Consider the following 12800-nt stretch of genomic DNA (forward strand, 5'->3'; position numbering starts at 1 on the left):
CCCCCAATGACCCGGTGGCCCACCCCCAACCCCTTATAACCGGCAGAGACCTGGTGCAAGGGCTTGCCTTGAAACCAGGTCCTAGAATTGGTGAACTGCTAGAAGCGGTGCATTTGGCTCAGGCCGAGGGGCTGGTGAGCTGCCGCGAAGAGGCCCTGGGGTGGGTCAAGCAGCAGCTCTAGCTCCTAGTACCGCAGGGCTGAAATAAATCCGCTATTCCAACCCCCTGGCTCCCCTGCTTTCCCACAATTGGTAATATCACCCAACTTGCGCCGTTGAGTACGAGTCTCTGACCTAGCTGCCGGGGGTAACTTCGGTAGTGGTTTCTAGCGCTTCTTCGAGGGTTTCGGTTGCCTCTTCGGTGGTCACCTCAACGGTGGACTCGGTGGTGTCTTCAACCGATGCTTCCGGCTCAGCCTCTTCAGCAGCGGCCTCGGGAGTCACTTCTTCAACGTCGGCTTCCGTCTCGGCGTCAACGGTGTCGGTAGTTTCTTCGATCGCGGCTTCAGGAGCTGTTTCTTCAACGGTGGTTTCTTCGCTCACCGCTTCGGGATCAACTTCTTCAGCAGCAGCCTCAGTGTCTTCGGTGGTCTCTTCAGCGGCAGCTTCTTCGGTTACTACATCGGGGGTGGCGGCTTCAATGGCGGCCTCGCGCTCGGCGTCGAGTTCAGCTTCGATCGCCTCAACGTCAACCGCAGGCGCAGCGTCGGGGGTGGCGGCTTCGATGGCGGCTTCGCGCTCGGCGTCGAGTTCGGCTTCGATCGCCTCAACGTCTACAGTAGGGGTAAGGGCTTCGGCTTCGGTTTCGGCAACGGTTTCAACGGCTTCAATGCCTTCGCTCATCGATTCCATTTTGCCGTCTTCGGCTTGGGCGGGCAGGCCAAGGGCCATACCAGCGATGGTGAGGCTACCAGCAGCGAGGGCAAGCTTACGGTAAATCGTCATGGATTTTTCTCCTGAAAAAGCGTCTTCCGATGGGGTTAGGGCAGCCGCACTACAACTGTGCTACAAAAACTGCCGCTAACGTTTGGTGAACTTATCACGGGGTTTGGGTCAGAGCCAGAGGTGTTAAGCAAGAAGTATGAAGTTTTGGTTAAGCGATTGGAATAACTTTGGTTAAGGTGGGTTTGGGGAACTTTCCCTCGAACCCGTGCATCTATAGGTGATTTGCCCTGTTTACTTAGGTTAAGAAACCCTGAAAAACGTTACCTTAACCGAAGGCCGCGAGTAGATCGTGTCCTTTGGTTCAATGCCACTGGCTACCCGTCCCCCTTATCTGTCTGTTTCTACCGATGACTACAGCTTCAGCCTCGACCTCTTACCAGTACGGCGATCGCGCTATTCTCCAGGCCGCAGTGGAACCGCTGGAGAAGTGGCCTAACCCGTCGGAGAATGTCTATACCATTCACCTGGAGCACCCGGAGTTTACAGCGCTGTGTCCGCGATCGGGGTATCCAGACTTTGGCACGATTGTGGTGGACTATTGTCCGGGGCCGTGGGTAGTGGAGCTGAAGGCATTTAAGCTTTATATCAATGGATTTCGCGACCAGCGGGTGAGCCATGAAATGGTGGCAAATGCGATCGCAGATCGTCTGTGGGAGGAGTTGCAGCCGCGCGGGCTGCGAGTCATTGGCGACTACACGCGGCGGGGTGGAGTGAAGACGGTCATTACGGTGAAGAAGGGCGATTGTTCTACATTTGAGCCCTATACGGCAAATGTTTTGTAATCTGCAATTTTCGCCCTGTTGTTCCCACCCATAGGGGCAAACCGCGATCGGCCAGGGCAGCGCCTCCTGCCCTGGCCAAGCTGCCGTAGCAATTGTCCTGAAAGTCAAGCAGAATTTGAGGATAGCAGCGTTATGCCCCAGGCGTGGGCTTTGCCCTGCCGAAGGCACATGTTCGAGTGAAGAGACAAGGGGCACAACGCTAAGGCGAGGCTTGCCAACGCGCAGCGATGCACCACCGAGTGCTTAACCCCTAAACCCCCATATCCTTCAGTAGGGGCAGCATGCCGTCCCAAGACAGCCCCCGCTGTAGGTAGCGGGGTGCCGTAGGGTTATAGGGGCCAGCCATGATATCAATGGTCTCAATCTCTGCCGCTTCAGGCAGCACTGGCACCTCAGGGTCAGCGGCGGTGGGGTGCATCAGTGAGCTGGAGAAGCCGCGAAAAATTAGCACCTCGTCTTCTTGACCGTTGATGACGGCCTTAACCAGCAGCACCAGTTCAGGCCGCCTCAGCGTGTATTGTTCCAGACGAAAACCAGGGGTCATAGGCTACCTAGTTGATGGCCTGACGACCCTGCTTGCCCAGGCGCACAAACACAAACCAGGCCAGCGAAGCCACATAGATAACCAGGCCCACAATGCCAAAGAAGCCCAAAAAGCCGTTGGTGTAGCCAGCGTGAAAATATTCCTTATACAGCAGCGGTGGCTCTAGCCAAACCTGGCAGTCAGCGGCCCCAAACCGCGCCGCCGAGAAGGCGCAGGGCACAAAGCCCAGCAGAATGGCCCCGCCAATGATGTTATACAGCGTCATCGCCCAGCGCCAGGCGCTAAAGGTGAGCTTAAGCACCGAACCTGGCTGCTCGCGAATTTCTTCGTTGAGGTCAACCCAAAACCACAGCGATACCGGAATCAGCACCCGCGCCATCAATCCGGCCAAAAAGCTGATGCTAAAGCCACCGATCATCAAATAGACGGTGATCATCAACAAGCTCGCCACCTTCCAGTAGATGGTCAGCAGGTGCTGAATGGCCTCATTCTTTTGCACAAAGGCCCAAATCAGCAGCGCCAGCGGCAAAAACACCGTAAACAAAACGGCGAGGCGATAGTCGGTCCACACAAGGGCGCGCAGCAGCGAGGATTCTAACATAGGGGCGCAGGAGGGAATACGGTCATTCGGGCCAATTCAGCCTATAGCGTAGCATTTGCCCTGACCCATCTTCTTCAAGACGCGCAGATGTAGAACTATAAAATGCCGCAGTTGGGCACGGCTGAGTCAGCCCTCCCCGCCGGAGAGTTGCTAGCATTGCTTTACAACAGGGCACACCATACCCCTACAGTGTGAGACAGCCTGGCCATGGAAAGTATCTCAATTAAAGACGAATACGCAGAGGTCTTTAGCACCCTGGGCGACTTGCAGTCCACTATCGACCTAGCCCTGCAACGGTATGCCATTGAGAAAATTACTCAAAAAATCAATGAATTGCGGCAGCAAGACGATGGCTATGCGGCTAAGTACGGCATGGGCCATACCGACTTTTCAGCCAAGGTATCCACAGATATTGAGTTTGTGAACCACATTGAGCATGCGATTGAGAAAACTTGGGAGATCGATCTTGCCAATTGGGAATTTTGCCATCGGGGAATTGAAGATTGGATGCAGAAATTGCAGACTATATTGCTAGCGTAATCCTGCTAGCTAAGGCCACGTTCCATTCGGTTCAGCACAGTACAGACTCTACACCCAAACGCTCTATTCTCCGACTAGAAGCAGGGTACGGTAGCTACAGAGTGCTGGTGACAGAGCTTTTCAGTGACAATCGCAGGCGCAAGTATCGCTATTACCTGTTGCAAGACAATTATGTCGAAGCGGGGTTCGACAATAGTCCGGATCCTCGGGCTATTCGACTCAAGTATGGAAGCATTGGCCAGGCTCATGTGGGTGAGCTAATTCCTCATTTGCATCAGGTCGACAAGACAGAACTGACTTTAACCGATGAGATCGTCTTCCAGGCGTTTGTTCAGTGGCTCCAAGAGAACTATCCAACGCCGAGCTGAACAAATGATCTGAATATATGGTCTACAGCAGCAGCTCTAGGGAAAGCCCCACCCGGCTGTCTTGGCCAAAGCGGGAGTTTTGTAGCTGAAAGTCGGTGCCCAGCCGCAGCTGTCGGGTGACGGCGTACCCGATCGCCAAACTTGTCACCCCTACCTCATTCTCGGTGCCGGGGGCGACCCATCGCTGGCTCACGGCTAGATCGGCTCCGCCTCCCCGCGAGGGCACTAGCAGCAGGCGCAGGCCCACATCCAGCCCGTCGGTTTGGTAGGCAGGAGTGCTGAGGGCGCGGTAGCCCACGGTGGGGGCAATATTCACATAGCCGCCTAGGGGCAGCAGGTAGTAGCGGGCCTCACCGCCGTAGGATTCGCGATCGCCGTTCCAGCTGCGGCTGTAGTCGGCGCTGGCGGTGAGCCCCGTGCCCGGCACCACAAACACATCCTCTACCGCTGCCCCAAATCCGCCAATCTGCCCCGTAGAGGGGAACTGGGCATAGCTCACTCGCAGCCGGGTGCGAAAGCTGGGCTGATAGCGGATTTCGTTGGCTACATCGGGGATCTCCTCCAGCCAGCGCTGGAGAGTGGGGCTGCCCTCAATTACGGCAGGGTCGAGATCGAGAGTGGGGGCGATCGCCTCTGGGTCGAGGGCCAGGGCTTTAGGTGTCGCCGGTGGGGCAATATCAATCGCTGTCGGTGTCTCCGCCGTCGGCGTTTCTAGCGGCACTTCTGCCCAGGAGATGCTACAAAATTCTGTCGGTGCCAAGGACGGCGGGCAGGGAGCGAGGCTGGCGGCTGAATCAGCGGGCGCTGCGATCGCGGTTGTCTCTGGGGTAGAGCCTGCCAGACTGGGCTGGTGGGGTAGAGCCTGTGCCCGTTGCCCGAGCCCCAACACCACCAGGCATCCCCCCACTTGCAACCATTGGGTTGTCAATGACACCACTCAGCGGCCCCCAGTTCAAACAACAACAAATTCCTATGCATCTTATCGCCTTCGTCTGGCTGTGCAGACCCATGTAGACCGCCAAAAAAAGCGGCCTTACCAAACAGTAAAGCCGCTGGGGGAAACGAGGATAGCATTCCGATCAATGGCTAAGACCCTCTAGCGCACCTGTCCGCGAACGGCGTCGGCGTTGATGGGCTTGAGGAAGTAGAGCTGCACCAACTGCCAACCGATGGCGGCAATGTGAGGCAGCTGTTGCAGCTTCTTCAGCGGCTTGGGCTGATTCGACTCGGCAATCTTGCTTAGCTTGGAGTTAGCGGCGGCAGCCATATCCAATCGCTTGAAGAAGCTGGGGTGCTCGACATTCAGCGTCACTGGAAACACGCGACCAGCGGTCTTGTTGGTTTTCTCAATCACCTCAATGTCGTACTCACGGACATTCAACCCGAGGGATTCGTAAAAGCCTCTGGCCCGGAGATCGTTGAGATACATGGTGGCAAACACCGACAGCAAGAAGAAGCGGCACCACAGCTTGGCCTTCCAGTCGTTGAGAATTTCGGGCTGGGACTTCATCAGCGCCGAGAAGAAGTCGCCGTGGCGGTTTTCATCCTGGCACCAGTTCTCAAAGAACCGGAAGATCGGGTAAATCTCGTTCTCAGGATGAGATTCGAGGTGGCGGAAGATGGTGATATAGCGCCAGTAGCCAATCTTTTCTGACAGGTAGGTGGCGTAGAGGATGAACTTGGGCTTAAAAAAGGTGTAGTCTTTGCTCTTGGTCAAAAACCCCAGGTCTAGCTGCATGTTGAAGTCAGCCATGGCCTTGTTGAGGAAGCCCGCATGGCGCGCTTCGTCGCGCGATATTAGTTCAAAGCACTCGGACAGCAGGGGGTTTTTGCCCTTGAGGCGACGGCTCAATTCTTTATAGAGCAAAAAGCCGGAGAATTCGGAGGTGCAGGAGCGCTCCAGAAATTCTACAAACACCTGCCGGGTTTCGCCGGTAACGCAGTCCCAAGACTGGTCAAAGACCTCGCTGCGGACGAAGTGATGGCGATTGTAGTCAGCCCGCAACTCGTCGAGGATGGCGAGCATCTCGTCTTCATTCATCGAGAGGTCCATGGCGGCCATCTCGTCAAAGTCGGTGGTGTAAAACCGAGGGGTGAGAATGGTGTCTTTGGCCGGAGCCTTTACCCCTGGTCGAATTTCTTGCAATTCAGGCTTCTTAAGAGAATCTACCATGAGTCCTTGGATGGCGCGGTGAACGTGGGCCGAGCGATCTCCTGATGGAGCAATGGTCCCGAGGGAGCAACGGGATAGAAGGAGCCTTCCCTCACGCATCGGACTAAGTTATATCCTGAGCATTGGGGAAGCGCGACTATTCTAACCAAATCGCTACATGTCAGTGTATCAGGGCTTTTAGGACAGTCGACGGCGCTTTAAGTTTTGCAACAAAACCTTTCGACAGATAACGCTACAGCCAGGAGTTTTCGTTCAAATTCGTTAAGCACCGTCCGCGATCGCCGCCCGCCAGGGCACGCTGATAGCCAGAGCTGGCCAGTAATGGCGGGAGGACTAGGATGGCGATCGCAGGAATTATTTTTATTGTCATTGGGGTCGGGCTCTGGTGGGTGAAAAACCGCCAGCAGCAACGCTGCAATCAGCTTAAACTGGCTCGTGCCTCTAAGACTGCCGACCTAGAGTCAACCGCCATCGCCGTAGCTAGGGAAATTGGTAGCGGCGACTGGCGCGACTACGTATGGCTGTGGGGCACTCCAAAAACCTCGGCCCCGCTGACCTCAGAATTTAAGCAGTTGCCCTGCGTTAGCTACACCAGTACCGTAGTGCGCGAATACGAAGAAACCGTGCGCGAAAAAGACAGCAACGGCAACGTCACCAACCGCACTCAGCGCGGATCAGAAACCGTCAGCGAGCACCAGCAGCGCATTCCCTTTGACCTGGTGGATGATGCTGGGCAGGTGCGCGTGGATCCTGAAGAGGCCAATATTGAATCAGTAGAGGTGCTTAACGACTTTCGACCCGGTGCCCCCGCTGGGGGTATGCTCTCCTACGGGCCGTTTTCGCTGGTGCTGGGGGGCGATGGAACAGGCGGGGCACGCCGCACCCTGGGCTATCGCTACAAAGAGTCGGTGCTGCCGCTCGATCGCCCCGTTCTGGTTGTCGGTACCGCCAGCGATCGCACTGGCACAGTAGCGATTGAAAAGCCTGCCCAGGCCGACCAGCCCTACATCATCACGCCAAAATCCCACGAAGCTTTGACCAAAAGCGTTGGCCAGAGCGCCCAAATCGCCTTTTGGTCAATGGTGGCCTGCTTTGGAATCGGGGTAGTGCTGCTGGTGGCTGGGCTCATAGGTTAGTAGGTTAGCTCCCTCATCCTTAACCTTTCTCGCCCACTCTCCTACTCCCCAAACGCTATGCTGATCTCGATGTCTTGGCCCGCAGCCCCATGCTCTCAGGAGTGCCCTTCCATCGCTGGCTAGTCCGCATTGTCTGCGGTCTAGTGCTGGCTGTGGTACTACACGGATCGGGGGGAGGGCTGGCGCTAGCCCAAGCGCCCGATACCGCACCGGTATATCTCGACGGCCTGTTTTTGTTTGACGTGCCTGCTGCCGGAGATTTGACGGCGGTAGAGCGAGCTTTGGCCATTGAAACCAACCTGGGGCCGCTGATTGAAAGCGCCGAGCCAGTGGACGTGCGGGCCGAAATGCGTACAGTGGCGGGTAGCAACGGGGCAAACCAGGGCAGCAACCCGGTGATTTTGGCGGGCGATCGCTACATCATGACCGTGACTAATGCCGATGTGCGAGTCGGCGGGGCTGATACCCTTGAGGCCCAGGCTGATCAGTGGGTTAACGCCATTGACACTGCTCTTACGAAAGCCTACCGCGATCGCCAGGAAGGCTTTTTGGGACAGGCTTTGGTCAAGTCTTTGGCCGCCCTCGCTGCTGCTCTCGCACTGCACTGGCTCATGGGCTGGATCTGGCACCGGTGGCTTTGGCCGTTTCTAGATCGCTTTGCCTTTTCAGATCCTGACCCTGACAACCCCGACGAGCACGAGCCCTCTGGGCTGAAACTGCTGTTTCGAATTTCCCTGTTTCTGGTCCGCTGCGCCGTTGTGTTTGCGGCGTTGGCCTACATTGCCAACCTCTTTCCGTTAACTCGCCGGATTAGTTATCGAGTGAACCAGAGCCTGCGCGAGGGGCTGTTTGATCGCAGCCTGCTATTGGGCGATCGCTCGTACTCGCTGCTGGGCCTGCTGCTGCTGCTGGCTGTGCTGCTAGCCCTGGTGATTGTGGCCAGCACCCTGACCAATGTGATGCGATTGCGGGTGCTGCGGGCTGCGGGCATTAGCATTGCCGCCCAAGAGGCGATCGCGGTGCTCTCGAAATACACCCTGATTTTGCTGGGTACCGTGGTCATTCTCCAGCTCTGGGGCATCGACCTCAGCTCCATTGCCCTGATCGCCAGCGGTTTGGGTATTGGGGTTGGTCTAGGCTTGCAGGGCCTGGTCAAAGACTTTGTCAGCGGCCTGGTGCTGGTGTTTGAGCGTCCGGTGCAGGTGGGTGACTTTGTCGACTTTGGCCAGGTCAAGGGCACCGTCGCCCGGATTGGCTCACGCAGCACCGAAATTCGCACCCTCGATCAGGTGTCGATCATCGTGCCCAACTCTCGCTTCTTAGAGTCAGAGGTAATCAACTGGAGCCACGGCAACCCGGTATCGCGCATTCGCCTGCCGGTGGGGGTGTCCTACAGCGCCGACCCCCAGGCCGTCAAAGTCGCCCTGCTTGAAGCCTGCCACAAAAACCAGGAGATTCTCTCAGCCCCGGCCCCCCAGGTGTTTTTTCTAGGCTTTGGCGACAGCGCTCTCAACTTCGAGCTATTAGTGTGGGTGGCCCAGCCCAGCCGCCAGCTCGTGATTACAAGTGACCTGTACTTTGTGATTGAGGCCAGCCTGCGCCAGCACAGCATAGAAGTGCCCTTTCCCCAGCGCGATCTGCACATTCGCTCGGGGCATCTGCCCATTGACCTTTCACCTGAGGCGCAGCAGCTTTTGCGGCGGCTGAGTGACCCATCCGACGATAGCCCGCTCAATTCTCCCTAAAACTCAGCCGTCCCCTAGCTCAGTAGTCTGCTGGCGCAATCGCTAACCGACTTAAAAAAAAAGAGCGCTTTAAGGAAAGTTAGCTAAAATTACAGCCATATTTGCAGAGAAACCGGGGTTCTATGCCCGCACGTTCCCGAATTGGTCGCCTAACGGGTTTCTCGAGTGAGGAGTATAGGGAGCTAAATTTTCATGAAACCAGTCTGGCCCAATGTCCCCCTTAGCCGCTGGTCAAAGCGGCTGCTAAAAACACTTTCGCTGTTTATTGCCTCGGTCTTTCTGGTTACTGGATTAACGGTGCCAGTTCACAGTGCGGTGCAGCCCTCAGCCCTAGCTCCCGACGCTGCGGCTGGGATAGATCTGTTGATGGCGCAAGAGCCTAATACCTCGGGCAACGCTACCCTCTACTTTGAAACCCCCACCTTTACCATTAGCGTGTTTCCCAGGGATGCTCAAAACCTGCGAATGAACGTCTATAACCGCGACACCCGCCAGTCTGAGCAGCTCAATGCGCCCGCCGTTTTTCGCGGTGCGCTCAACAACGACGGCTGGGTGAGCTACGACAGCTTTGGCTCACGCGCTGGTCGCAACGTGATTTACCGAGCCAGCGGCAACCGCAATGCTTTCCAGGCCCGACTCGAAGTTATTGATGCGGCTTCCAACTCGGTCTTGATCAGTCAAAACAGCACCAGCATTAGAGATTTCTTTATTCCGGCTAGCGGCGGTACGGGGCAGGGCGATTTGCTGGCCCGCACCTTTGTTGGCTTTGATACCCAAAACCACTCGGTTCGGGTATTTAATGACAACGGCGTGACCAAAATGAACGTCTTTAGTAAGGTTTCTGGGCAGACATTGGTCAATGGCCAGCCTGCTACCGCAGAAGCCAATGAGGTAGGCCCCTACGAATGTTGGGTCAACTACTTTGGCGGGCAAAGTTTTGGGGGTGCGGCAGCCCGCTACTTTATTCGGGTCAGCGGGGATGGTCAGGCCCTGCTGGAGGTTATTGCTGCCAACGGTGGGGTACTGCTTTCAGAACCCAGGATCAGTTCTTCACCCTTAATTACCAATATTCCCCAGGCCGATCGCCCCGAATGCTTTGGCGACAGCGGCAACGTTGGTAGCGGCGCACTTGCCCCGTACATCGCGGCGGTGTTTGGCGGCGAGAACGAGCTTACACAGTTGCGCCAGGTGCTCAGCGGCGGCGGTCGCAGTATAGGCGGGCTCACCTGTGCGATCGATCCTCGCTTTGAGAATGCACGCCAGGGTCGCTTCATTAACGCAGCTGAGTGCAACGATCGCAACGACGCTGGCGCTGTCGTGAGCTTCCTGCGAGGTCGCGGCTTCAACTCGCGCCTGGTCTACCGCAACTTTAGATACCGCTAAAGCGGCTCGCCCCTGGGGGTATTGATGCCATTACACAACGGGGAGGCAATTACTGCCTCCCCGTTTTTTGGTGTGCCCATTTGAGCTACCCCCCTACTTGCTCCACAATTTCGCTACAATAGCCATCTCCAGCATCTACTTCCTTGAACTTATTGCTAATGGCTGCCGCAAAGGAATAGATCGTGGTGAAATTTCAGTCGTTACCCTGGGATAAAGCCGCTGCCGTGTTGGAGGCAGAAAACCGGGCCGTTTGGGATCAGTTAACTGGACAGTTTGAGGCAGCGCCAGAATCGCGCGATCGCCTTGGCAGAGAAGTTTTCAACTTAGCGATTGATAAGATAGACCACTGGCAGCAGAGGCATGCAGCCAGCCAGGGTAATGTGTCTGCTGAGCGATCGCGACAGGAACTAGGCAATGGGCTGAACTGGGCGGCAAGCGTCGCCCAAAATGATGGCTTTAAACCAAGCTGGGACGATGGGGCCTGGGGTGATGCGATCGCTCCACCTGCCGCCTTAACCACCGTAGGGTTTGGCTGGCTGGGAACAACCCCTTCGGCAACAACCCCTTCGGCAACAACCCCTTCGGCAACAACACCGATAGAAACAGCGCCGACAGGAATTGCTACCCACCTGATGGTCTGCGCTTGTTCGGGCTGCCGGGGCAGAGCCAGTAGCGGATTGCTGGCGGCGGCGGGCACTACAGCCCCCACTGGCGATTTTCGGGTAGATGCGTTGCTGAGTGGTACTCGGTTCGGTACCAGCGGCGGGGCCGATGTCACCTTTAGCTTTGTGAATGGTTTGACGGCGGCATCCTACCAGGGTGGCTATGGTGAAGTGGTCTCTGAACTCAGCGACACCATTAAGACCAGCGTTCGCACGATTCTCAAGAGTTATATCGAGCCGCTGGTGGGGCTGACCTTTACCGAAGTGACGGAGTCGATCGGTACCTACGGCCAGATGCGGCTGATGTTTTCGGATGCAGGTGGTCAAGATGCTTACGCCTATGCCTTTTATCCAGAGGCAGACGATGCCTACAACCAGGCTGAGGTCAACAGCATCGCTAGCGATATTTACCTGAGCGATCGCTACCAAAACCCAGCGGTTGACCCGTTCAACAATTTTGCCTCTGGCCCCGGTAGCCACGGGTTTACCACGCTGATTCACGAAATTGGTCATGCCCTGGGCTTAAAGCATCCTGGCAACTATAATTCTGGCCCCGGCGGTGCTGCCCCCCCCTACCTGCCCAGCAGTCTGGACAATCTGCACAACACGGTGATGACCTACAACCTCGGGGGCAGTTCTCCGACGACGTTGATGCCGTTTGATATCGCCGCCCTACAGTACATGTACGGGGCTAAAAGCGTTAACGCAGGCCAGACAACCTATGCTTTTACCAGTACCCATGCCTTCAGCACCAGCGACGGCACAACCTGGGGTGGACCATTATCCCAGCGACTCACATTAGTTGATAGCGGCGGGGTAGACACCCTAAATCTGTCGGAGCTGCCGTTTACGCCAACGGGCTACTACATTGATCTGCGATCGGGCGGCGGTATCGCTGACCAACGTGACCTCAATAGCGTGACGGCCAATGCCAGCAAAGGCACGCGCTTCAGCCTTGACACCACCCTTGAGCGGGTAATCAACTCCTCTAGCGACGATACGATCGTAGCCAATGGGGCGGCTAACGTATTTGGGGGCTACGGCCTAGCCACAGCAACGGGGAACGACACAATTGAGGGGGCAGATAGTCTTGATCAGCTTGATCTGTCTGCCTTTGCTGCGACCAGTGTAGGGCGAACCGAGGTGGGCAGCGATTTGGTTTTAGACTTGGGGGCTGAGCGATCGATTACCCTCAAAGACTATTATGCCGTTGCAGCCAGCGATCGCATCGCGCTCCAGTTTGCCGAGGTGCCAGCCCCTACCTTGGCCATTGCCGCTACCGATGCCCGCCAGGCTGAGGGCAATGCTGATACCACGGCGTTTACCTTTACCATCAAGCGATCGGGCCATCTCGATGGAGCCACTACCGTGAACTGGGCGGTTAGCGGCACGGGGGCTAACCCGGCTAGTGCCAGCGATTTTGCCAGCGGCGCACTGCCCAGCGGCACCGCTACTTTTGCAGCGCAAGAAATTGAGCAGGCTATTGCCGTCAACGTGAGGGGCGACCTGGTGGCTGAGGCCGATGAGACATTTGCCGTGACCCTCTCAAACCCCAGCGACGGGGCAACCCTAACTACCGCCACCGCTACGGGCACTATTCTCAACGATGATGTCAAATCGACCTTTGCCAACAGTCAGGCCATTGCTATTCGCGATCGCGGCGGTAGTCACCCGTACCCATCTGCGATTGAGGTTTCAGCGTTGCAGGGGCACCTCAGCGACGTGCAGGTGACGCTGAAAGCGATCGACCACACCTGGCCCGACGACATTGACATTTTGCTGGTGGGACCAACTGGCGCTAAAACGCTGCTGATGTCTGATGTGGGTGGGGCTAGCGACATCGCCAATGTCACCCTCAGCTTTGATGCGGCGGCTACCGCAGCGCTGCCCGACTCAACTCGACTGCTGAGCGGTACCTACC

12 protein-coding genes and 1 pseudogene are annotated in these 12800 nt (G+C 56.7%); 8 read left to right on the forward strand and 5 right to left on the reverse strand.

Features of this window, described 5'->3' with window-relative positions; translation table 11 throughout:
• Positions 1 to 182: pseudogene (locus IQ273_RS22435) on the forward strand (CCA tRNA nucleotidyltransferase); the annotation flags it as partial.
• Positions 183 to 294: 112 nt separating this feature from the next.
• On the opposite strand, the gene IQ273_RS22440 reads toward IQ273_RS22435, so the two are convergent.
• Complete coding sequence (locus IQ273_RS22440) at positions 295 to 945, reverse strand: hypothetical protein (RefSeq protein ID WP_194025389.1); 651 nt, start codon at positions 943 to 945, stop codon at positions 295 to 297.
• A 347-nt stretch (positions 946 to 1292) separates the two neighbouring features.
• Between IQ273_RS22440 and queF the strand changes: the two genes are divergently transcribed.
• The gene (gene queF / locus IQ273_RS22445) at positions 1293 to 1727 is read left to right on the forward strand and encodes a preQ(1) synthase (protein WP_194025390.1); all 435 of its coding nucleotides are present in this window, start codon (positions 1293 to 1295) and stop codon (positions 1725 to 1727) included.
• A gap of 250 nt (positions 1728 to 1977) precedes the next feature.
• Here queF and IQ273_RS22450 read toward each other — a convergent pair whose 3' ends face one another.
• Together IQ273_RS22450 and IQ273_RS22455 are read right to left on the reverse strand one after the other, a co-directional pair.
• On the reverse strand, positions 1978 to 2271 hold the full coding sequence (locus tag IQ273_RS22450; RefSeq protein WP_194025391.1) for a hypothetical protein: 294 nt from the start codon (positions 2269 to 2271) through the stop codon (positions 1978 to 1980).
• Between the two features lie 7 nt (positions 2272 to 2278).
• The gene (locus tag IQ273_RS22455; protein WP_194025392.1) at positions 2279 to 2872 is read right to left on the reverse strand and encodes a DUF3177 family protein; all 594 of its coding nucleotides are present in this window, start codon (positions 2870 to 2872) and stop codon (positions 2279 to 2281) included.
• 207 nt (positions 2873 to 3079) lie between these two features.
• Here IQ273_RS22455 and IQ273_RS22460 point away from each other — a divergent pair, with 207 nt between their 5' ends.
• Positions 3080 to 3412, forward strand: a complete 333-nt coding sequence (locus IQ273_RS22460) for a hypothetical protein (RefSeq protein WP_194025393.1) — start codon at positions 3080 to 3082, stop codon at positions 3410 to 3412.
• Complete coding sequence (locus tag IQ273_RS22465; RefSeq protein ID WP_194025394.1) at positions 3376 to 3780, forward strand: hypothetical protein; 405 nt, start codon at positions 3376 to 3378, stop codon at positions 3778 to 3780. Before IQ273_RS22460 ends, IQ273_RS22465 begins: the two co-directional genes overlap by 37 nt.
• 22 nt (positions 3781 to 3802) lie before the next feature.
• Here the strand turns inward: IQ273_RS22465 and IQ273_RS22470 are convergent, their stop codons facing one another.
• Together IQ273_RS22470 and acsF are read right to left on the reverse strand one after the other, a co-directional pair.
• On the reverse strand, positions 3803 to 4717 hold the full coding sequence (locus IQ273_RS22470; RefSeq protein WP_194025395.1) for a hypothetical protein: 915 nt from the start codon (positions 4715 to 4717) through the stop codon (positions 3803 to 3805).
• A 159-nt stretch (positions 4718 to 4876) separates the two neighbouring features.
• The gene (gene acsF / locus IQ273_RS22475; protein WP_194025396.1) at positions 4877 to 5953 is read right to left on the reverse strand and encodes a magnesium-protoporphyrin IX monomethyl ester (oxidative) cyclase; all 1077 of its coding nucleotides are present in this window, start codon (positions 5951 to 5953) and stop codon (positions 4877 to 4879) included.
• Between the two features lie 338 nt (positions 5954 to 6291).
• Here acsF and IQ273_RS22480 point away from each other — a divergent pair, with 338 nt between their 5' ends.
• From IQ273_RS22480 to IQ273_RS22495, 4 genes are all read left to right on the forward strand, one after another.
• Positions 6292 to 7089 (forward strand): E3 ubiquitin ligase family protein, encoded by a 798-nt coding sequence (locus IQ273_RS22480; RefSeq protein ID WP_194025397.1) that lies wholly within the window; start codon positions 6292 to 6294, stop codon positions 7087 to 7089.
• 89 nt (positions 7090 to 7178) lie between these two features.
• Complete coding sequence (locus IQ273_RS22485) at positions 7179 to 8834, forward strand: mechanosensitive ion channel family protein (protein WP_228053607.1); 1656 nt, start codon at positions 7179 to 7181, stop codon at positions 8832 to 8834.
• A 192-nt stretch (positions 8835 to 9026) separates the two neighbouring features.
• Positions 9027 to 10217, forward strand: a complete 1191-nt coding sequence (locus IQ273_RS22490; protein WP_194025398.1) for a hypothetical protein — start codon at positions 9027 to 9029, stop codon at positions 10215 to 10217.
• 182 nt (positions 10218 to 10399) lie between these two features.
• Positions 10400 to 12800, forward strand: a 2401-nt coding sequence (locus IQ273_RS22495) for a Calx-beta domain-containing protein (protein ID WP_194025399.1), incomplete at its 3' end; no start/stop codon positions are given.

This window comes from Nodosilinea sp. LEGE 07298 (assembly GCF_015207265.1).
Taxonomy (GTDB): Bacteria; Cyanobacteriota; Cyanobacteriia; order Phormidesmidales; family Phormidesmidaceae; genus Nodosilinea.